Origin of the sequence: Pseudomonas sp. P867 (genome assembly GCF_019891455.1) — a bacterium.
Taxonomy (GTDB): Bacteria; Pseudomonadota; Gammaproteobacteria; order Pseudomonadales; family Pseudomonadaceae; genus Aquipseudomonas; species Aquipseudomonas synxantha_A.
Genome location: NZ_JAFLXB010000006.1, coordinates 95,277 through 116,290, shown reverse-complemented (window position 1 = coordinate 116,290; position 21,014 = coordinate 95,277). Strand labels below are relative to the sequence as shown.

Below are 21,014 nucleotides of genomic sequence, written 5' to 3'. Positions count from 1 at the left end.
CCATCGGTCACAGGCTGTACCGTTTGCGGTACAAGCTGTCACCCCACCTGTATCGCCCCGGCCACATTCATGCCTTGTAAACAAAACCAAACCCTTGATTTACCTGGCCCGCAAGCACTGGCCCAACCTTTGCTCTACGCTTTATAACGCGCTTGCAGCGCTGTACTCCGATAAACATAAAAGCAGGAGATGCCCACCATGCGTTATGCACACCCCGGTACCGAAGGCGCCATCGTTTCGTTCAAGGCCAAGTACGGCAACTACATCGGCGGCGAGTTCGTTGCGCCGGTCGATGGCAACTACTTCTCCAACACCTCGCCGGTCAACGGCAAACCTATCGCCGACTTCCCGCGTTCCACCGCCAAAGACATCGACAAGGCTCTGGACGCCGCCCACGCTGCCGCTGACGCCTGGGGCAAAACCAGCGCCCAGGACCGCTCGCTGGTACTGCTGAAAATCGCCGACCGTATCGAGCAGAACCTCGAACTGCTGGCTATCACCGAAACCTGGGACAACGGCAAGGCCGTGCGTGAAACCTTCAATGCCGACATTCCCCTGGCCGCCGACCACTTCCGCTACTTCGCAGGCTGCATTCGCGCCCAGGAAGGCAGCAGCGCCGAAATCAACGAACTCACTGCCGCCTATCACTTCCACGAACCACTGGGCGTGGTCGGCCAGATCATCCCGTGGAACTTCCCGCTGCTGATGGCCGCCTGGAAACTCGCCCCGGCCCTGGCCGCCGGTAACTGCGTGGTGCTCAAGCCCGCCGAGCAAACCCCGCTGGGCATCAGCGTACTGATGGAACTGATCGGCGACCTGTTGCCGCCAGGCGTACTGAACGTGGTGCATGGTTTCGGCAAGGAAGCCGGCGAAGCCCTGGCGACCAGCAAACGTATCGCCAAGATAGCCTTCACCGGCTCTACCCCGGTGGGCTCGCACATCATGCATGCGGCGGCCGAGAACATCATTCCGTCTACCGTTGAGCTGGGAGGCAAGTCGCCGAATATCTTCTTCGCCGACATCATGAAAGCGGAACCTGCATTCATCGAAAAAGCTGCCGAAGGCCTGGTGCTGGCGTTCTTCAACCAAGGCGAAGTGTGCACCTGCCCATCCCGCGCCCTGGTGGAGGAGTCGATCTACGACGACTTCATGAAAGTGGTGATGAAGAAGGTCGAGTCGATCAAGCGTGGCGATCCGCTGGACACCGACACCATGGTCGGCGCCCAAGCGTCCGAGCAGCAATTTGACAAGATCCTGTCCTATCTGGAAATCGCCAAGGGCGAAGGCGCGCAACTGCTGACCGGCGGCAAGGTTGAAAAGCTCACTGGCGATCTGGCCACCGGCTATTACATCCAGCCGACCCTGCTCAAGGGCACCAACGACATGCGTGTGTTTCAGGAAGAAATCTTCGGCCCGGTGGTGAGCATCACCACTTTCAAGGACGAAGCCGAAGCCCTGGCGATTGCCAACGACACCGAGTTCGGCCTGGGCGCCGGCCTGTGGACCCGCGACATCAACCGCGCCTACCGCATGGGCCGCGCGATCAAGGCCGGTCGCGTGTGGACCAACTGCTACCACCTGTACCCGGCGCACGCCGCGTTTGGCGGTTACAAGAAGTCTGGCGTAGGGCGCGAAACCCACAAGATGATGTTGGATCACTACCAGCAGACCAAGAACCTGCTGGTGAGCTACGACATTAATCCGTTGGGCTTTTTCTAACCCCACACCCCCTCCCACCTTTGAAATGCAATCAAGGGTGGGAGGGGGCTTGCTCCCGATCGGGGAGTGTCAGTGCAAGTATGAGTCACTGACCCACTGCTATCGGGAGCAAGCCCCCTCCCACATTTGGATCTTCATAAGTACTTGCGATGCGCATTCGGCACACACCGGCCGAGTTGAAAACAATAAGAATGGAAGGTACTTCCCATGCCCAGCGAACCCACGAGTTCTTCGGTCGACTTCGAAAAAGTCGGCACCGATTACTTTCAACAACGAGAATTGAAAAAAGGCGCTGCCGGCTGGGTGCTGTTAGTCGGCCTTGGCGTCGCCTACGTCATCTCCGGCGACTACGCAGGCTGGAACTTCGGCCTGGCCCAGGGTGGCTGGGGCGGCATGTTCCTCGCCACATTGCTCATGGCTACCATGTACCTGTGCATGTGCTTCTCCCTGGCCGAACTGTCTTCGATGATCCCCACCGCCGGCGGTGGCTACGGTTTTGCCCGCAGCGCCTTTGGCCCTTGGGGCGGGTTCCTCACCGGCACCGCGATCCTGATCGAGTACGCCATCGCCCCCGCCGCAATTGCAGTGTTTATCGGCGCTTACTGCGAGTCGCTGTTCGGCATTGGCGGCTGGATGATCTACCTGGCGTTCTACATCATCTTTATCGGCATCCATATTTTTGGTGTCGGCGAAGCCTTGAAGCTGATGTTTGTCATCACCGCCGTCGCCGCGATCGCTTTGGGCGTATTCCTGGTGTCGATGGTGCCGCACTTCAACGTCGCCAACCTGCTGGATATTCCGGTGACCGAGGCCAAAGGCGCCAGCAGCTTCCTGCCGTTCGGCTATGTGGGCGTGTGGGCGGCGATCCCTTATGCGATCTGGTTTTTCCTCGCAGTAGAAGGCGTGCCCCTGGCCGCTGAAGAAACCAAGAACCCCAAGCGCGACCTGCCCCGTGGGCTGATCGGCGCGATTGTGGTGCTGACCAGTTTTGCCCTGTTGATCCTGGTTATCGCGCCGGGCGGTGCAGGCACGTATGCGCTGATCAAATCCGGCAACCCGTTGGTGGAAGCCCTGGCGCTGTCCTACGGCGGTTCGACCTGGATGGGCAGCTTCGTCAACCTGATTGGCCTGGCCGGTTTGATCGCAAGCTTTTTCTCGATTATCTACGCCTACTCGCGGCAGATTTTTGCCTTGTCGCGCGCTGGCTACCTGCCGCGCAAATTGTCCGAGACCAACAAGAGCAAGGCGCCAGTACTGGCATTGGTGATTCCCGGGATTATCGGTTTCGGCCTGTCGCTGAGCGGCCAGGGCGATTTGCTGATATTGGTGGCGGTGTTTGGCGCAACGATTTCCTACGTGCTGATGATGGCTGCGCACATCACCCTGCGCATCCGCCGCCCTAAAATGGAGCGCCCGTACCGCACGCCGGGCGGCATCTTCACCTCGGGCGTGGCGCTGGTACTGGCCTGCGTGGCCGTGGTAGCAGGCTTTTTGGTTGACCCACGCGTGGTGATTGGCGCGGCGGTCATCTATGGAGTATTAATTGCTTACTTTGCTTTCTACAGCCGGCATCACTTGGTAGCAGGCACGCCCGAAGAAGAATTCGCGGCGATCCAGGCCGCAGAGGCCGCCCTGCACTAAGTGCCGTAAACCTCGGCGCGGGCGCCTGCTCGCGTCGTCAAGGAGACACTGTATGGCAAGTTTTTCCCACGCGGTGGGTGCACACACCTATCGCTTCGACAGCCTCAAGGATCTGATGGCCAAAGCCAGCCCGGCGCGCTCCGGCGACTTCCTGGCCGGTGTCGCTGCGCAAAATGATGGCGAACGGGTCGCCGCCCAGATGGCGCTGGCAAATACACCCCTGAAGCACTTCCTGGAAGAAGTGCTGATTCCCTATGAAAGCGACGAAGTCACCCGGCTGATCATCGACACCCACGACAAACAGGCCTTTGCCACGGTGAGCCATCTCACCGTCGGTGGCCTGCGCGACTGGCTGCTCAGTGACGCGGCTGATGAACAATCCCTACGCGCACTGGCGCCGGGGCTGACACCGGAAATGGCGGCAGCCGTGTCCAAAATCATGCGCGTACAGGACCTGGTGCTGGTGGCACAGAAGATCCGCGTGGTCACCCAGTTTCGCGGCACCATGGGCCTGCGCGGGCGCTTGTCCACGCGCTTGCAGCCTAACCACCCCACCGACGAACCAGCAGGCATTGCCGCGAGTATTCTCGACGGCCTGCTCTACGGCAACGGCGACGCCATGATCGGCATCAACCCGGCCACCGACAGCATCGCCTCGATCTGCGCCATGCTGGAGATGCTCGACGCGATCATCCAGCGCTACGAAATCCCCACCCAGGCCTGCGTACTCACCCACGTCACCACCTCCATCGAGGCGATCAACCGTGGCGTGCCGCTGGACCTGGTGTTCCAGTCGATCGCCGGCACCGAGGCCGCCAACGCCAGTTTCGGCATCAGCCTGAGCGTGCTGCAGGAAGGTTACGAAGCCGGCCTGAGCCTCAAGCGCGGCACCCTGGGGCAAAACCTGATGTATTTCGAAACCGGCCAGGGCAGTGCGCTGTCGGCCAATGCGCACTTTGGGGTCGACCAGCAAACCTGTGAAACCCGTGCCTACGCCGTGGCCCGGCACTTCAAGCCGTTCCTGGTCAACACCGTGGTCGGTTTTATCGGCCCGGAGTACCTGTACAACGGCAAGCAGATCATCCGCGCCGGTCTGGAAGACCACTTCTGCGGCAAGCTGCTCGGCGTACCCATGGGTTGTGATATCTGCTACACCAACCACGCCGAAGCCGACCAGGACGACATGGACACACTGTTGACCCTGCTCGGCGTTGCCGGCATCAACTTCATCATGGGCATCCCCGGCTCCGACGACATCATGCTCAACTACCAGACCACCTCGTTCCACGACGCCTTGTACGCCCGGCAAACATTGGGTTTAAAACCGGCGCCGGAGTTTGAACAGTGGCTGGCGAAAATGGGCATCTTCACGCAAGAAGGCGGCAAAGTGCACTTCGGCAACAGCCTGCCACCGGCGTTTCGCCACGCTCTGGCGCAACTGGGATGAAGGAGCCGACCGTGCAACCAGAATTGCCTGACAACCCGTGGCTGGAATTACGCCGCCTGACCCCGGCGCGCATCGCCCTGGGCCGCACCGGCACCAGCATTCCTACCAGTGCCCAGCTGGACTTCCAGTTTGCCCACGCCCAGGCGCGGGATGCGGTGCACCTGCCCTTCGACCATGCCGCGCTCAGCGGCCAATTGGCCGAACGTGGCCGCGACAGCCTGTTGCTGCGCAGCGCCGCCACGGACCGGCATATGTACCTGCAACGCCCGGACCTTGGGCGACGCTTGAGCGATGAGTCGGCCCAAACCTTGCGCGACTACGCTTCGGCGTACCCGGGTGGCGTGGATTTGGCCATCGTGGTGGCCGATGGCCTGTCGGCATTGGCGGTGCATAAGCATACGGCTCCGTTTCTGACGCGCCTGGAGGAACAGACCCACGCCGAAGGCTGGTCCTTGTCACCGGTGATACTGGTGGAACAAGGCCGCGTGGCAGTGGCCGATGAAATCGGGCAATTACTCGGCGCCAAAATGGTGGTGATCCTGATCGGCGAACGGCCGGGGCTCAGCTCGCCGGACAGCCTGGGCCTGTATTTCACCTACAACCCCAAGGTGGGCCTCACCGATGCGTATCGCAATTGCATCTCCAATGTGCGGCTGGAAGGCTTGAGCTATGGCATGGCGGCCCATCGCCTGTTGTACTTGATGCGCGAGGCGTGTCGCCGGCAACTGTCGGGGGTCAACCTCAAGGATGAGGCACAGGTTCAGACGCTTGAATCCGACGACCCGGACTTGATGAAGGGCAATTTCCTGCTCAGCCCACCGAGTGACCGATAGCGGCACGATTGCGCTTTTTTGCCGCATTAGGCAGCATCAAGTCACGGCCGCTCGCGTGGTCATACCCCATTTGGAAGTTGAGGCCTGGCATGCGGATTACTCAAGCGACCCTGGAACACCTGGACCTGTTGACCCCGTTGTTCGTCAAATACCGCGAGTTCTACGGGGCCCTGCCATTCCCTGACTCATCCCGGGCCTTCCTGGAAAAGCGCCTGCGACGCAAGGAATCGGTGATCTACCTGGCCCTGGCCGACGATGATGACAAGCGGCTGCTGGGCTTTTGCCAGCTGTATCCGAGCTTTTCCTCGTTGTCGCTGAAACGGGTGTGGATCCTCAATGATATCTATGTAGCCGAGGATGCCCGCCGGCAACTGGTGGCGGACAACCTGATGCGCACGGCCAAGAAGATGGCCAAGGAAACCCAGGCCGTACGATTGCGGGTATCCACCAGCAGCGACAATGAAGTGGCGCAGAAGACCTATGAGTCCATAGGCTTTCGTGAAGACACCGAGTTCAAGAACTACGTGCTGCCGATCAACGAAGACTGACCTCTAATCCCCCAAACACTGTAGATCTCTTGTGGGAGGGGGCTTGCTCCCGATGGCGGGGTGTCAGTTAACGAATTTGTCCCTGACCCACCGCAATCGGGAGCAAGCCCCCTCCCACAAAAAACCAAGCCAACCGCTTCACACTTTCACGACACTCCCCGCTACAAAAGCCACACGCTTTTCACCATTCAATCCGTATAATGCGGACCTCTCAAGGTTGTAAGAACCACGACATACACTTGTAGCCTTATTACCCGTCGTCCCCGCACTGGCCCGCTGAGCCGGGCCATTCACACAGGTGCCATCCATGGATTTCAACCCGCTTGACCTTATCCTGCATCTCGACGTTTACCTCGACATGCTGGTAACCAACTACGGTCCGTGGATCTACGCCATTCTGTTCCTGGTGATTTTTTGCGAGACCGGCCTGGTGGTCATGCCATTCCTGCCGGGTGATTCGTTGCTGTTTATCGCTGGCGCCGTAGCAGCTGGCGGCGGTATGGACCCAGTGCTGCTGGCCGGCCTGCTGATGCTGGCGGCGATCCTCGGCGACAGCACCAACTACGTCATAGGACGAACGGCTGGCGAACGCTTGTTCAGCAACCCCAACTCGAAGATCTTCCGCCGCGACTACCTGCAAAAGACCCACGACTTCTACGACAAGCACGGTGGCAAGACCGTGACCCTGGCGCGCTTTCTGCCGATCCTGCGCACTTTCGCGCCGTTCGTCGCCGGCGTGGCCAAAATGCCCTACCCGCGCTTCTTCGGGTTCAGCGTACTCGGCACCATCCTCTGGGTCGGTGGCCTGGTGACCCTGGGCTACTTCTTCGGCAACGTGCCCTTCATCAAGAAAAACCTGTCGCTGCTAGTGGTGTTCATCATCCTGTTGTCGCTGGTGCCGATGATCATTGGCGTAGTGCGCAGCCGCTTTGGCCGCACGTCCTCCGAAGCCAACCCACACTGATTGCCCATGTGGTCCCTAAGCGCCTGGCGTCGCCGGCGCCTGCTGGCCAAGCACCCGATTGCCGATGACACCTGGCAACGGGTGCGCCACCACCTGACCTTCCTCGACGGCATCAGCGCCGAGCAAGACCAGTGGCTGCGCGAAGCCTGCGTGATCTTCCTCGCCGAAAAACACCTCACCGCCCTGCCCGGCGTCGACCTGCACCAGGAACAACGCCTGCTGCTCGCCGCCCAGGCGCAATTGCCGCTGATGAACCTGGGCGACCTCGACTGGTATCAGGGCTTTCATGAAATCGTGCTGTACCCCGACGACTTCCTCAGCCCGCAGCGCCATCGCGATGCCAGCGGCGTGGAGCACGAGTGGGACGGCGAACACAGCGGCGAAGCCTGGCAACAAGGCCCGGTGATCCTCGCCTGGCCTGGGGTGCTCGCCAGTGGCCAATGGGAAGGCTACAACCTGGTCATCCATGAACTGGCGCACAAACTCGACATGCTCAACGGCGACGCCAACGGCCTGCCACCGCTGCACCACGACATGCGCGTGCAGGAATGGGCCAGCGTGATGCAAAGCGCCTTCGACGACCTCAATCGCCAACTGGACGCCAACCCGGAGGCCGACACCGAGATCGACCCATACGCTGCGGAAAACCCAGCCGAATTCTTTGCCGTCACCAGCGAGTACTTTTTCAGCGCACCGGATTTACTGGTCAACCGTTATCCACAGGTGTACGCCCAACTCAGCCGCTTCTACCGCCAGGACCCACTGGCGCGCCTGACCCAACTGCAAGCCGGCGACCCACGTTATCAGCCGCAGGGCGAATGACCGTACGACGCTTGGCGCATGGCATCGGCGTCAGAATATGCCTATAATCGCCGCCACTTTTAGGCCAATCCGGCCATGTCATATGGCCAACTAACGGGGGCAACGCCCAATGAGCTACAGCAAGATTCCGGCTGGCAAAGACCTGCCGAACGACATCTACGTCGCCATCGAAATTCCGGCCAACCACGCGCCGATCAAATACGAAATCGACAAAGACAGCGACTGCCTGTTCGTTGACCGTTTCATGGCCACCCCGATGTTCTACCCGGCCAACTACGGTTTCATCCCCAACACCCTGGCTGACGACGGCGACCCCCTCGACGTGCTGGTCGTGACCCCTTACCCGGTTACCCCAGGCTCGGTTATCCGCGCCCGTCCAGTCGGCATCCTGAACATGACCGACGACGGCGGCGGCGATGCCAAAGTCATCGCAGTGCCACACGACAAGCTGTCCCAGCTGTACGTGGACGTGAAGGAATACACCGACCTGCCGCCACTGCTGCTGGAACAGATCAAGCACTTCTTCGAGAACTACAAAGACCTCGAAAAAGGCAAATGGGTGAAGATCGACGGTTGGGGCAACGCAGAAGCCGCCCGCGCCGAGATCATGAAGTCGGTTGCCGCCTACAAAGGCTGATACCCGCGCCTGATTGCTTCGGCAAATAAGAAAGCCCCGTTAGTTCGGGGCTTTTTTATGGGCAAAATTAAACATCAAGTTCAATGTTTATTTTATGCTGTTTATCTAAGTTGCACACCTGAAAGATCGAGCCACAACTAAGCCAAATCCTACATATGCAATTCAACGCATGGTTTATTTGATTGGTTTTTCCCGCCAGTAAACTCTGCGTTTATGAATACATCAGGTGATCGTTTAAAAGCGCTACTCCGGGAAGTTAATCTTTCCGCCTCCGACTTCGCCAAGAACCGCGGTGTCACGCCTCAACACGTGAACAACTGGTTCAAACGCGGCGTTCCCATGGGCCGACTCAACGAGATAGCAGAACTGCTGTGCGTCTCAAGTCGCTGGTTAAGCGACGGCCGAGGCCCCAAACACCCGCCCGCCAACTACCTGCTGGAAGGCCCCGACACAAGGAAACTACTGCCCACCCGCGAAGACACCGGCAAATACCTCACAGGCCCCGCCTGCCGTCCGGAAACAACCGACGTGGAGATCCCCCTCCACCCCACATTCACCTCAAGCGAACGCATCCGCGTCTCCCGGCACAGCCTGCAAACCCTCAACGTCCATCCCGACCGCGCGGTAGGCGCTTACATGGTCGACAACAGCATGACCGACATCATCCAACAAGGCGCCACCCTTGCCATCGACCGAGGCCGCACCCAAATCATCGACGGCGAAATTTATGCGGTAGAGCACGACGGGATGCTGCGCATCAAATACCTCTACAACCGACCTGGTGGTGGGTTGCGCCTGCGCAGCCACAACGCCGCCGAACACCCGGACGAATACCTCAACCACGAAGAACGCTTCGAACAAAGCTTCAAGATCGTCGGCTGGGTATTCTGGTGGTCCACCCTCAACAACCGCCGGCCGCCCGTGCCGCTGGATGAACATCTATTGGGCTGGGAAGGCTCTAAATCGGAACCGGAGGTGGGCAACTGAAGTGAATGTGGGTATCATGCGCCGCACATTTGGCAGGGGGATGGCTTAGCTATCTGCCCTGTCAGGCGATGCGGAGGAGTTCCCGCGGATGCCCCTACTATTCAGCCCGACGCCATGTGGGCTGAGCGATTTGAAGGCTGGTGAGGTTTGTCAAAAACAAGCTGAGGCAGTCCCCGAGAAGCCGGCCACAAGCCGGCTTTTTAATGCCTTTTTGAAAACCATTCCTATCTACTGAAAGCCGCTACAACCTTGCTAGATTAAGGGTTTCAGCCTATTTTCTTTCCCGTGACTTCCGTTTTGATCCGAGGCGTTCCACACGTAAGTGGGGGAACAAGTGGGGGAACAGAGGGCGATTCAAATTGCCACGTCCTGTCGACTACCATGGCATCCCTGGGAGGCGAAGCACTCTCAATAAACCGCTTCGCATTGACCTGCAACTGCAGCTCTCGATAGCTAACCGCGCCCACACTTTTCTCGTCATAAATCAATACACGATCAGGGAAGAAATGCAGCGTTTGGCGCCCAACAACCATGGAGATGGTTTCTATATTGGTTTTTACATAAGGTGGTGAAGACCGAGCAATAGTCGTTTTTTTCCGACGTACAAGATTGCTCGCACCAACGTGATACTTACGATCATGAACGGCGCCTTCGGCCTCGATATGCCAGGCCGCACCTGCTGCCGAAACCTGCTGGCCACTGCTGTGCAGTGCTTCGTAAGCTTCTTCCATCTCGGCGTCAAAATCGTAAAACAGTACAACCGTCTTAGCCATCGTATCGCGTACTGCAGAGGCAATTGTTAGGACTGAACCGAGGATAAGCGCACCCCACATAGTCCCAATGGACCAACCATTACGCAGGCCAAGAAATACTACGAGGATTCCTAGGACACCAACCCATGGCCAAAGCAGCCATCTTGCCTGCTTCGCATTCATTTCATCGAGCAAATCACGTGAGGATGAATCCACGATTTGCGAAGCATCCGCGGACTCGATCTCGACTAAAGGGGCGTGAGTGCCCTCAGGTATTACCGTAGTTTCAATGTGAGGCAAAAAAGGCGGCTTATCGTTGGTCCTTGGTACGGTAGCCCGGTAGTACAGGCCTCCCCGCCCCATATGAACGTAATTGCCTCGAGGTCCGGTCCCGATGCGTAGGCCTTTCAATCCCACCGAAACGCCCACACCCTGCTGGGACAGATTGAAACGAAACAGCCCTACTCTGACGCTCTTACGAATATAGAATCCCATTAACATTCCTTGATACAGCTTGAACATCCACTGTTAGGCGCTGACTCACTGCTCGCCAATCACAAGCAATACATCGTCGATATACCGCCCTTCCGCACCATGGGTACCATTACGCAAATACCCAGGAATCATCTGCTGAAATTCAATACGGTCTGCAGGAAGAAACTCAAGCAATGCTTCCAACATCGCTGGCCTCAATAGCCGCTGGTTAACAGGAATCTCTGGCAAATTCGGCCGGATCACATTCTCTTCAAGCCAGACCAACTTCTCTCGCAGGCTGTAGTTACCCTCAAGGGTAATACGCTCAGCGTGCTCGCTCTGCTCATCTGCCACTTGCTGGATCGAAACCTCTTCAGATTCCGTACTCCCCCCCTCGACCTCTACAGCTGGCTCGGTTCGCAACCGCGCAAGCTCCTGAAGGATGGGTTCGATTTGCACACGGGCATTACGGAACCAGTCCACCGACCAAATGCGGCGAATATTCCAGCCCAATTGCTCCAACACGCTTTGACGCAGACGATCACGGTCACGCGCTGACTTGGCCGAATGATATGCCGCACCGTCGCATTCAATCCCCATCAGGTAGCGACCGGGCTGCCCTGGATCACGTACCGCCAGATCAATGAAGAAACCAGCAACACCAACCTGGGGCTCGCATTGATAGCCATGACGAGACAGCATCTCAATGACAGCCACTTCGAAATCACTGTCGGGAGCACGTTCAGACTCTTTGACGTGCGGCATGCGGCCGGACTCAGCGAAATGCAGAAAATCACGCAGTGCCTGCACGCCTCTGCTGGAAGTACCGGTCACCACTACATCGGTCGAGCTAAACGAGGAGAACACCTGCATGCGCTTCTTGGAGCGGGTATACAGCACGTTCAAACGTCGCCATCCGCTGGCACCGTTAATCGGGCCAAAACGCTGAGGGACGGTACCGCCTACCTCCATAGGGCCGTAGGTGCCGGAGATGTAAATAACATCTCGCTCATCACCCTGGACGTTTTCCAGGTTCTTGATAAACAGTGGCTCATCCTGACTTTGATTACGGTCCAATGCGATTTGCAGTTGCGGGCTTTGTTTGGCCAGATGCTCAAGTATCCGCTCGATTTGATCAGCCTGTTTGACGTTCATGGCCACCACACCTAGCGACTCATCAGGGCGGTGAATAACGTGGTGCTCGATGGCTTTGGCGACAACCTCGGCCTCTTCGATATTGCGTTGCTCGACAAAACGCCCGCGAGGCACTCTGACAAACTTGACGCCAAATTCGGTTGATTCACGGTGCGGTGATGGGTACACCACCAAATTGCTTTCATAGAAGGCTTTGTTGGAGAAAGCAATCAGGCTCTCGTGACGGGAACGGTAGTGCCAACGTAGACGTCGCAGCTTGAACAGCGGCATGGCTGCTTCCAAAATGCTTTCCGAGTCCTCGGCCAATGAAACATCAGCTTCATCGGTATCCGAATCGCCACCATTGCGGGAAAAGAAGTTCGTCGGCGGCAGCTGTTTCGGGTCACCCACGACCACTAGCTGTTTACCCCGTGCGATGCTACCCAATGCTTCTTCCGGGCGCATTTGGGATGCTTCATCCATTACGACCAAATCGAACTCGACGTGCCCTGCCGGCAAGTATTGAGCGACAGCCATTGGCGACATCATGAAGCAGGGTTTGAGGCCTTGCAGCGCTTCGGCTGCACGGTTCATCAGGCTACGGATCGGGACATGCCGTGTCTTTTTCTCAGCCTCGCGCTGCAGCAAGGCCAATTGTGTAAAGTCTCTGACCGCACCATGACTATTTCCAACAGGAATTTTGTTCTGACTGATACGTGAAGAAACTTGCTCACGTTGAAGATGCTTGAGCTGCTCATCGATATCAGCGAACCGAGCGCGAATGGCCTCCTGCTCTTTGCCCGAAAACTGCCCCAGCGCGGGATCAAGCTCAAGGATTTGCAAGGCCCAGCTGTCAAGAAGCCCGAGCAGACAGGCATCGATGCAGCGTTCAGAAACCAGGTTCTGCGTTTCGATTGCTTCGACGACAGTTTCGAACCCCAGCTCAACCAAGTGCGAACGCAAACGGCGGTACTCGAACCAATGGTCGAGCAGATCGGGGTTCTGAGCGGCCCAGGTCAGACGGCTGGCCATGGGCTCGAAATCTGCTTTCTCAATGGACTGCCACCACTGACCGGAAATAACCGCAGCACCTTGGAAAAACGCTTCCAAGGACTGCTCCCAGGCCTCTACAGCTAGAGCGAGTACAGCACCTTGTTGATGCCAATGGAGAATCAGCGACTCGGCTTCTTTGGGCATGCACGCCGTCAACTGTGGAATAAGAATATCCCGAATCGGCAACGCCAAAATGGGCTGAACGAAGGCAACGGTATGCCGCCAGGTCGTCAAACGAGGTCGGGCCGCTGAAAGATTGTCTATTCGAGGAAGCTCTTCACCCAGCAAGCAGGTTTGTAGCACGGAGTCGCTTTGCAGTGCTGCCGAACGGGCTTGCCAGCTTTCCACCGACTGAATCAGCAGCAGTATTTGCCCCATCGTGGGCTTCTCTTCGCTGATTACGGGTAACAACGAGCGCAGCGCGGTTCCGATGTCGTTGATAAGGCGAGCATACAGACCCTCTGGAGCGAGCAAATCTTCCGAACGCAAATCATGACTGTCAAAGGGCAACAGCTCTTCCAGGTCCAGTCGATGCTCCAGAACATCCAATAGGTAGGGCTCGAGCTCTGCGCTATCGCTCGAAATGCCGGCCAGTAGCGCCCCATCTGTCTTAAGCAGGTACTCCGCAACCCATACTTTTGCACCGAATCCACGTCCGCATTCTGTACGCAGGAACTTGTACCAACCCCGCAAGCGCTTGAGTGCGTCGATCGGAGTATCAAGCCCTTGGAAGTGTTCACCCAGCTTCTCGGTGAGCACTTTGCTTTCACTCAGTTCACTGTGTCTTTTCAGATAAGCTATGACATCTGGCAAGACCGCCAGAAGCTGGTTCAGCTTGAGCCCTGGTCGCGCCATAGCCAAGATCTCGGCTTTAGCAGAGCGCCATTGTCCCTTGAACCAGCGAAAAAGTGATTTATCTGCCAAAACCCGATTCAAGTCTTCCAGTCGCGTAAGACTAGGCAATCGATCCAGAGTGAAATGGTTCGCAGCCTGCTCCTGCAACTGCCTGATGACCGGAATGTCGTTGTCCAACTCTACGAGCAAACTGTCCAAGGTCTCGTCTTCGAAGCGTTTATGGCGAAGAGATGCCAAATCCTCAGGCATCGCCGCGAGCATTTGCAGAAAGAGCACAACTTGCTCAATACCGATAAAATCGCTTCGTAAGCCTTGAACCGCAGCCCCTTCCGCTAACAGCCGAATTAGCACTTGAACACGTGGGGCCAGTTCCAGTAACTCCTCAGCCTCTTCGATCACATCCAGCAAGGCGTTGAGGGATAGGGCCTCATCACCGTTATGCAGACGTATGGCCGCGCAGGCTTTTTTGATAGAGGCTATCGCTTGCCCAGAGCCAATAACATCCGCGCGCAACGATCGAGCTAGTACGCCTTGCTCGTCCAACAAGGAGTCCATACCTTGCAGCCACAATTTCAGTGCCTCACAGGACTCGATATCCAGTCGTCCCAACAGATCCCAGTCCTCATCACCTTTAGGTAATGCAAGTACCGGAATTGAAGCTGCTAAGCCTCGCAACTGATCTGGGCTGTAGGTTTCCAGAACAGATACCTGTAGCTGTTCTGCTAATTGAGGACGAAGAGCAGCGAGACGATTCAGCGCCTGCTGAGCCAGAGAGAGATTTTCTAGAAGTGCGGAGCGCTCAGCACCAGTCACGCGAGTTTTTGTGCTACCAAACCACGGGTGCGTTTCAAGTTTGCCAGTGTGACCAGCTTCCTCAGCCGTCTTGCGATAGATGTGTGCATAAAAGCCGGCCTGCTCCTGCAAATGCGTTTTATCGATTCGCGCCTCCGACTGCGGATGCAGATCGGCAGGTTTAATCGACAATGCCTCACGCAAACGGGTTGCCTGCATTAGCACCTCGTGAACACTCATCCCCGACTCTTCGAACTGGGCATGCAAGTGATGCACGTGCTTGTTGAGTTGCTGCTTCAATCGCTCATAGTTGGCAATCAGATCCGTCAGCTGCTTGGGCGAGCGAAAGCCACCGCTGTTCTGAATCCGCTGCCGGATGCTGTCGATAACAGCGCTCTTTTGACTCTTATGGCTATGCAACTCCAGACAAAAATCGCCCAAACCTGCTCTTGTCAGTCGAGTCTTGACCACCTCAAGCGCTGCGCGCTTCTCCGCAACGAACAACACTTTTTTGCCTTGGGCCAGCGCCGCAGCAATCATGTTGGTGATGGTCTGAGACTTACCGGTACCGGGCGGCCCCTCGATCACAAGGTCATCCCCGCGAATCACGTCTATCAATGCGCTGTGCTGAGAACTGTCAGCGTCATCTATTAGAGGAAACTGCAGGTGAACCTGATCAATGTCGTCGATTGAATGCTCGACACAAAATGCGCCTTGTTTTCCTGACGAATCGGCCGGCAAACCGTCCATTCCCGTAAGCCGTTTAACCAGACCATGATCCAGCAATGATTGGTCTTTCCAACGGCCTGGATCAAGGTCGAGATACATCATCAACTTGCCAAACTCGAACAAGCCAAGCGAGGCATAACGATGAACTTTCCAGTCAGGCTTGACCTTCAGCACCGTTTCAACAATGCGTTCGAAGTATTCCTCAGGCGTGCTGTCGTCGGTGATCCGCGGAAGTGCGATACCAAAATCAACACGAAGCTTTTCCCGCAATGACAGGTTGGTAAGAATGTCTTCTCCAGTAGGATGTACGCGGTATTCGAATGTCGCGGTTTGAGGATTGAGCTTACCTTTCTCCAGGTTTACTGGCACCAACATCAGCGGCGCCAGGCGGCGGCTGTCTTTACCTGCGACCGAGTCATCCCACTCCAGGAACCCGAGCGCAAGATAAAGAATGTTCGCGCCCGTTTCCTCGAGAGCCGATCGTGACTGGGTATACAAAATCTGTAGCCGCGACTCCATCTCCGCGGGGTAATAGAGCGTCTGAATCGCGTCGTCAGAATGCTTACCGGTTTGCCCGCTTGCAGGAGGCAGTGGTAGCTCATAGCTGGTCGCCATACCCAGGATCTGCGCCCAGACGTCTGCCGTAGGCTGTTTCTTTAACTCAACAACTGTGCCTGTCTTTTCGTCCAGCTTTAAAAAGCCATGGGTAAGAAGCTGCCTTTCCGTTGGTTCAGGCACAGCAGCAAACCGCATGGATTTTTCATCTGCCAAGGTATCGAACAGGTGATCCGGCAACTCATCAATAATCCGTACGAAACGTTTGGAGCGCGCATGTGAAAAGTTCAGCAGCCGATTGCGGGCGCTGAGGTCGAGAAGCCTGCTTCTCAGCTTCTCCAGGCTTTCCGGTATCTCGCTTGGGGGTGTATCAAGGTCATCCCAATCGGTAAGAGACGCTGAATCAATGGACTTTGAACGCCCATTGGACTCGGTATCGAACCGATAAACCGACCCACCCCGGCCGCCGCCTTTATTGAGCAGTCCCTTGGTAATGAGCTCGTCGCGCAGGCTCCAGTACTCTTCCTCAGAGACGGCAAAATTCTGAAGCTCAGCTCGCCGATCGATCCGGTCCCTGAGTGACTTGTTGCCAACGGCCGTCCCGTCTGCGGGGACCAGTTCTAGTATCCATTGCAGAACAAGTTCATATCGTTGGATAGCCAATGATTCAGGGCCTGAGTTCACGTCGATCACCGCTAATTTTTCGGGGCAACTGCCTAATGATTTTTTCTGGGCATGGCAATGCCGATGCTCAGCTTCAGCTGGCCGCGATAACAAGAGAGGCTTTGTAGGGGCGCTGCCGATTTCTCGGTGCGCTCGAGATGCCATCCTTGGGAAACAGCGGCCTGCTTGGAATTTGATGGATGTCACAATATCCAGCACAAGGAGCAAGGTAAAGGCAAAGTGCCTTGACGCCGCACAAATCCCCGCCTACTCGACGATTGGTCAGCAAATCCACCTACACTATTGAAAAGCTCTAGCTCAGGTTGATTCCTAATTTCCAACAATCTGATCTTGCCGCGTCGTCAGAGGAGAAGCGCAAAGCTTAAGTTGAGCACGAAAATACGTCACTCCATTGAACCTACTCGACCGTTTTTACAACACACGACGAAGGCTCAATTCAACTAGCAAAAACCGACCAAAAAAGCCGGCTTTTTGCCGGAAAAAAACCAGGTAAAAATAACAAAAAGTGGGGGAACAGAGGGGGGAAAAGATGGTTTCATAAAAACGACAAATTATTGATTTTCAAATACCTATATCAATAAAAAGCTAACCACAAGCCGGCTTTTTAATGCCTGTAAGAATACAGTTCAATTCTCCAGCAGCTGCTGGACAATTGAATCGTCAACAAAGGCGGGCAGGTATCCTACCCATCCTTCAATAGGCGTTATTTAGGCTGCAAACACTCCACAGCCCTATCCGCCACCATCTTCGCCATCTCCACCAGATGCATCACCGCCCTCTGCGGCGCAGCCACTGACTCGCCGATCACCCGTGACGTAGCCAGCGCACAATGCAGCAGCTCAGCCACCTGCACCCAGGCATCCTCAAAGCTCAGATCTTCATTGACCGTGAATGAGTTGGTCGGGTGTGACGACAGCGTATCTGAACGAACGTTATCCATAGCAAAACTCCTAGCAGTAAGTGACTACCACCGTCCTTTCGCGACTAAACGAGCAGAGGTGGCGGCTGTACGCAGGTTAGTCGACCGGCCGCTAGGCACCGGCGCACCCGAGGGTGCCCTGCGCACAGCCACCATAAAGTGCAGGCGAGAAGACACCTGTCTTTGGGATGGCGCGTGCGCCTAGCGAGGTCCGGGCGACTAAACCCGATCACTGAATTAGCAGTGACGGTCAGCAGCCTAGTCACCCAATTCCACTGGCGCAAGCGGTTGGGATTCTCTCGGAAACGTCCTGCAAATGAAAGGGATCGTACCTGCTGGCTACTCAAAATCAGGCAATTCATTCGCGTTATGCGCATTAGTACGGCGCCCCCAATCGCTCGCTCTTTGTCTCCTTTAAGTTGACAGTAAGACTCGTCACACCCGATTTATCCCCCGCCACCCACCCATTAATCTGTGCCCATGTTGAACGCAACGCCCAACCAACCTAAACAAAAAAGGATTCAACCATGAGCGCTCCCACCTACAACCGCTTGAACAAAGACGACGCTATCGTTCTGCTGGTCGATCACCAAACCGGCTTGATTTCCCTGGTGCAGGACTTCTCGCCCAACGAGTTCAAGAACAACGTGTTGGCCTTAGCTGACCTGGCCAAGTTCTTCAACCTGCCGACCATCCTCACCACCAGCTTCGAGCAAGGCCCCAATGGCCCGCTGGTGCCAGAGTTGAAGGAAATGTTCCCGGAAGCGCCGTATATCGCTCGCCCTGGTCAGATCAATGCCTGGGACAACGAAGACTTCGTCAAGGCGATCAAGGCCACCGGGCGCAAGCAGATCATCATTGCCGGTGTGGTGACGGATGTGTGCGTGGCGTTCCCGACCTTGTCGGCGCTGGCGGAAGGCTTTGAGGTGTTTGTGGTGACGGATGCGTCCGGCACGTTCAACACCACGGTGCAGCAGGCGGCGTGGAGCCGGATGACGCAGGCCGGTGCGCAGTTGATGAACTGGTTCTCGGTGGCGTGTGAGCTGCACCGCGACTGGCGCAACGATATCGAAGGCCTGGGTAACCTGTTGTCCCAGCGGATTCCCAACTATCGCAACTTGATGAACGGTTACGCGGCGCTGACAGCTCATCAGAAATAAGCAAACCCAGCGTGATAAGCCTGCCCTGAAAAGCAGGCTTTTTCCATTGCTTGCCCGCCCCTAGCCCGCCAACTCCCGTTCGATCTGCTCAATACTCGGCAAACTGGTTTGCAATTCTGCGGGCAAAGATTCCACCAATTGATATTCCGCCACGCCGATAGGTCGGTTGTTATCGCGCAGTGCATATTCAGCCACCACCTCATTTTTACCTTTGCACAACAACAGACCAATCGTCGGGCCATCCTGTGGGTGCTTTATCTCGGCATCCACAGCTGCGAGGTAGAAGCTCAGTTTGCCCAGATGTTCGGGCTTGAACTTGCCAGCCTTGAGTTCGATCACCACGTAGCAACGCAGCTTCAAGTGATAGAACAGCAGGTCGACGAAGAATTCATCACCGCCCACATTCAGCAGCACTTGCCGGCCTACGAAGGCAAAGCCTGCGCCCAATTCCAATAAGAAGTCGGTGACATGCTTGATCAGGGCGTTTTCAATATCACGCTCTTGCGCGTTCAGGCCCAGGCTGAGGAAATCAAAGCGATATGGGTCCTTGAGGGTTTCACGCGCCAGATCGGATTGGGCTTTGGGCAGATGGCTTTCAAAGTTACTGACGGCCTTGCCACTGCGTTCCAGCAAACGGTTTTCAATGTGCATCACCAGCGTGTTGCGTGACCAGTTGTGCTTGATCGTTTGGGAGACGTACCAACGTCGCGTTTCGGGACCGGGAAGTTTGTCCAATAGCGCGATTTGATGGTACCAAGGTAATTGTGCAAGCACCCCTTGCACAAACTCCGAATCCGGCCACGCCTCGGCAAAAGCACGCATGTACTTCAGATTGCGCGGCGAAAAACCCTTGATGTCTGGAAAGGCCGCCCGCAGATCCTGCGCAAGGCGGTCGATCACTTTGCTACCCCAGCCTTGATCGTTCTGACGGGTCAAAATATCGCGACCGATCTGCCAGTAGAGCAGCACCAGTTCACGATTGACCGCGATTGACGCACGCTGCTGTGCGTTATGGATACGGCCCTTGAGGTCTGTCAGCCAATCACTGTAGCCCTCTGGAGGTGCCGTCAACCCGATGGAGGTCTCGCTCATGCCTTTTTACTCTTGTGTTTTCAGCAGGCTAGTTAGCCCGCTGTGCCGTCACAAGCGCTCATGAGTACTCTCGGACGCGTCCTGCGTACCCTGCAGAAAGGTCCTGCTGGCACTGGCTGTGGCCCTTGACTCTCCCCTATACGGCACCCCCTACCCTGAACGCCCATTTCAGGAGCCTTCAGCATGAGTCAGCGCATCCTGGTCATTCTCGGCCATCCGTCCACCGATAGTTTTTGTTCAGCCATGGCGCAGACCTATATCCACGCTGCGAAAACGGCAGGTCACGAAGTACGCATCCTGCACCTGGGCAACCTCACATTCGACCCGATTCTTCACCACGGTTATACCGAGGCCCAAACACTGGAACCCGACTTGCTCAGCGCCCAAGCCGACATCCTTTGGGCCGAGCACCTCACATGGGTTTTCCCTGTTTGGTGGGGTGGTATCCCGGCACTGATGAAAGGCTTTATCGACCGAGTTTTCCTACCCGGCTTCGCCTTCAAATACCGCGCAGGCAAGGCATTCCCTGACAAGCTGCTCAAGGGCCGAAGCGCGCACTTGTTAGTGACCCTGGACACGCCGGCGTGGTATTACCGCTGGGTCTACCGCATGCCGGCCATCCACCAGATGCGTCGCACCACGCTGGCGCTGTGCGGCATCACACCGAGCAAGACGCTGCTGTTTGGCCCCGTGCTGGGCTCTACGTTGACGCAGCGGGCCCGGTGGCTGAAACAGGCCGGCGCATTATTTGAGAAAGGGAATTTTCATGTACATCGGCAAAACCGCGCAGTTGTCCGGCACGACCATCAAGGCGATTCGTCACTATGAGGCGATTGGATTGATGCCCGAGCCGCAACGCCTTGGTGGCTATCGAGTTTATACGGCGCAGAGCGTAGAGCGACTGACCTTTATCAAATGCGCCCAGCAGCTCGGGTTCAAACTCAAGGAGTTGCAGGAGATTTTGCTGGGGTACGACGGTGACGCCTTTCCCTGGGACAGGGCGGACCAAGCCATCACCAACAAGAAGCAAGCGCTGGCCGCGCAAATCACCGTGTTGCAACGGATGCAGGCGGGCTTGATTAAGTTTGAAACCCAACTGAAAGATGCCCAAGGGCACTGCTCGTCAATCAGTAGTGTCGCCATTTGAAGTAGCCCTTACGCATGAGTTGCCGCTGACTTTTGCGAGCCCCGTGTAAGGGCAATCTGATTTTCCAAAC

At 56.6% G+C, this 21,014-nt stretch carries 16 protein-coding genes; 12 read left to right on the top strand and 4 right to left on the bottom strand.

Annotated features, from left to right (window positions below; all coding sequences use genetic code 11):
• The first annotated feature begins 198 nt into the window (after positions 1-198).
• From J1G33_RS13195 to J1G33_RS13155, 9 genes are all read left to right on the top strand, one after another.
• Positions 199-1,719, top strand: a complete 1,521-nt coding sequence (locus J1G33_RS13195; protein WP_223018200.1) for an aldehyde dehydrogenase family protein — start codon at positions 199-201, stop codon at positions 1,717-1,719.
• Between the two features lie 207 nt (positions 1,720-1,926).
• Positions 1,927-3,360 (top strand): ethanolamine permease, encoded by a 1,434-nt coding sequence (gene eat, locus J1G33_RS13190; protein WP_223018199.1) that lies wholly within the window; start codon positions 1,927-1,929, stop codon positions 3,358-3,360.
• 52 nt (positions 3,361-3,412) lie between these two features.
• Positions 3,413-4,807, top strand: coding sequence for an ethanolamine ammonia-lyase subunit EutB (locus J1G33_RS13185; protein ID WP_032879276.1), 1,395 nt, complete (start codon positions 3,413-3,415; stop codon positions 4,805-4,807).
• The gene (gene eutC / locus J1G33_RS13180; RefSeq protein WP_078822425.1) at positions 4,804-5,640 is read left to right on the top strand and encodes an ethanolamine ammonia-lyase subunit EutC; all 837 of its coding nucleotides are present in this window, start codon (positions 4,804-4,806) and stop codon (positions 5,638-5,640) included. The genes J1G33_RS13185 and eutC overlap by 4 nt, the downstream gene beginning before the upstream one ends.
• A gap of 89 nt (positions 5,641-5,729) precedes the next feature.
• A complete protein-coding gene (locus J1G33_RS13175; RefSeq protein WP_005791806.1) occupies positions 5,730-6,188 on the top strand; it encodes a GNAT family N-acetyltransferase in 459 nt (152 codons plus the stop codon).
• Positions 6,189-6,495: 307 nt separating this feature from the next.
• Entirely contained in the window at positions 6,496-7,152 is a 657-nt protein-coding gene (locus J1G33_RS13170; RefSeq protein ID WP_003194521.1) for a DedA family protein, read from the top strand.
• A gap of 6 nt (positions 7,153-7,158) precedes the next feature.
• Positions 7,159-7,974, top strand: a complete 816-nt coding sequence (locus J1G33_RS13165) for a M90 family metallopeptidase (protein WP_005791808.1) — start codon at positions 7,159-7,161, stop codon at positions 7,972-7,974.
• Positions 7,975-8,083: 109 nt separating this feature from the next.
• The gene (gene ppa, locus J1G33_RS13160) at positions 8,084-8,611 is read left to right on the top strand and encodes an inorganic diphosphatase (protein ID WP_005791810.1); all 528 of its coding nucleotides are present in this window, start codon (positions 8,084-8,086) and stop codon (positions 8,609-8,611) included.
• Positions 8,612-8,824: 213 nt separating this feature from the next.
• Positions 8,825-9,598: a helix-turn-helix transcriptional regulator gene (locus J1G33_RS13155; RefSeq protein ID WP_032879273.1), complete on the top strand. Its 774-nt coding sequence runs from the start codon at positions 8,825-8,827 to the stop codon at positions 9,596-9,598.
• A 266-nt stretch (positions 9,599-9,864) separates the two neighbouring features.
• Here J1G33_RS13155 and J1G33_RS13150 read toward each other — a convergent pair whose 3' ends face one another.
• The 3 genes from J1G33_RS13150 to J1G33_RS13140 form a co-directional block, all read right to left on the bottom strand.
• Positions 9,865-10,845 carry a DUF4236 domain-containing protein gene (locus tag J1G33_RS13150; RefSeq protein ID WP_223018198.1) on the bottom strand — a complete coding sequence of 327 codons (981 nt, stop codon included), beginning with the start codon at positions 10,843-10,845 and terminating at the stop codon, positions 9,865-9,867.
• Between the two features lie 45 nt (positions 10,846-10,890).
• Complete coding sequence (gene hhe, locus J1G33_RS13145; protein ID WP_347709536.1) at positions 10,891-16,635, bottom strand: DUF4011 domain-containing anti-phage protein Hhe; 5,745 nt, start codon at positions 16,633-16,635, stop codon at positions 10,891-10,893.
• 694 nt (positions 16,636-17,329) lie between these two features.
• Complete coding sequence (locus tag J1G33_RS13140; protein ID WP_032879272.1) at positions 17,330-17,566, bottom strand: hypothetical protein; 237 nt, start codon at positions 17,564-17,566, stop codon at positions 17,330-17,332.
• Between the two features lie 506 nt (positions 17,567-18,072).
• Between J1G33_RS13140 and ycaC the strand changes: the two genes are divergently transcribed.
• Complete coding sequence (gene ycaC / locus J1G33_RS13135; RefSeq protein WP_032879270.1) at positions 18,073-18,705, top strand: isochorismate family cysteine hydrolase YcaC; 633 nt, start codon at positions 18,073-18,075, stop codon at positions 18,703-18,705.
• Between the two features lie 60 nt (positions 18,706-18,765).
• Here the strand turns inward: ycaC and J1G33_RS13130 are convergent, their stop codons facing one another.
• Positions 18,766-19,797 carry a PDDEXK nuclease domain-containing protein gene (locus J1G33_RS13130; RefSeq protein WP_032879268.1) on the bottom strand — a complete coding sequence of 344 codons (1,032 nt, stop codon included), beginning with the start codon at positions 19,795-19,797 and terminating at the stop codon, positions 18,766-18,768.
• A 183-nt stretch (positions 19,798-19,980) separates the two neighbouring features.
• Between J1G33_RS13130 and J1G33_RS13125 the strand changes: the two genes are divergently transcribed.
• Positions 19,981-20,625 carry an NAD(P)H-dependent oxidoreductase gene (locus J1G33_RS13125; RefSeq protein WP_223018197.1) on the top strand — a complete coding sequence of 215 codons (645 nt, stop codon included), beginning with the start codon at positions 19,981-19,983 and terminating at the stop codon, positions 20,623-20,625.
• On the top strand, positions 20,564-20,944 hold the full coding sequence (locus J1G33_RS13120) for a MerR family transcriptional regulator (protein WP_148853991.1): 381 nt from the start codon (positions 20,564-20,566) through the stop codon (positions 20,942-20,944). The genes J1G33_RS13125 and J1G33_RS13120 overlap by 62 nt, the downstream gene beginning before the upstream one ends.
• Positions 20,945-21,014 lie beyond the last annotated feature (70 nt).

What these genes read in the sequence shown, in the direction of transcription:
- J1G33_RS13155 (WP_032879273.1), top strand. Translation starts at nt 8,825, where the DNA reads ATGAATACATCAGGTGATCGTTTAAAAGCGCTACTCCGGGAAGTTAAT.
- J1G33_RS13130 (WP_032879268.1), bottom strand. Translation starts at nt 19,797, where the DNA reads ATGAGCGAGACCTCCATCGGGTTGACGGCACCTCCAGAGGGCTACAGT.
- J1G33_RS13185 (WP_032879276.1), top strand. Translation starts at nt 3,413, where the DNA reads ATGGCAAGTTTTTCCCACGCGGTGGGTGCACACACCTATCGCTTCGAC.
- J1G33_RS13195 (WP_223018200.1), top strand. Translation starts at nt 199, where the DNA reads ATGCGTTATGCACACCCCGGTACCGAAGGCGCCATCGTTTCGTTCAAG.
- J1G33_RS13140 (WP_032879272.1), bottom strand. Translation starts at nt 17,566, where the DNA reads ATGGATAACGTTCGTTCAGATACGCTGTCGTCACACCCGACCAACTCA.
- ppa (WP_005791810.1), top strand. Translation starts at nt 8,084, where the DNA reads ATGAGCTACAGCAAGATTCCGGCTGGCAAAGACCTGCCGAACGACATC.
- J1G33_RS13170 (WP_003194521.1), top strand. Translation starts at nt 6,496, where the DNA reads ATGGATTTCAACCCGCTTGACCTTATCCTGCATCTCGACGTTTACCTC.
- ycaC (WP_032879270.1), top strand. Translation starts at nt 18,073, where the DNA reads ATGAGCGCTCCCACCTACAACCGCTTGAACAAAGACGACGCTATCGTT.
- J1G33_RS13165 (WP_005791808.1), top strand. Translation starts at nt 7,159, where the DNA reads ATGTGGTCCCTAAGCGCCTGGCGTCGCCGGCGCCTGCTGGCCAAGCAC.
- J1G33_RS13120 (WP_148853991.1), top strand. Translation starts at nt 20,564, where the DNA reads ATGTACATCGGCAAAACCGCGCAGTTGTCCGGCACGACCATCAAGGCG.
- eutC (WP_078822425.1), top strand. Translation starts at nt 4,804, where the DNA reads ATGAAGGAGCCGACCGTGCAACCAGAATTGCCTGACAACCCGTGGCTG.
- eat (WP_223018199.1), top strand. Translation starts at nt 1,927, where the DNA reads ATGCCCAGCGAACCCACGAGTTCTTCGGTCGACTTCGAAAAAGTCGGC.
- J1G33_RS13150 (WP_223018198.1), bottom strand. Translation starts at nt 10,845, where the DNA reads ATGGGATTCTATATTCGTAAGAGCGTCAGAGTAGGGCTGTTTCGTTTC.
- J1G33_RS13175 (WP_005791806.1), top strand. Translation starts at nt 5,730, where the DNA reads ATGCGGATTACTCAAGCGACCCTGGAACACCTGGACCTGTTGACCCCG.
- J1G33_RS13125 (WP_223018197.1), top strand. Translation starts at nt 19,981, where the DNA reads ATGAGTCAGCGCATCCTGGTCATTCTCGGCCATCCGTCCACCGATAGT.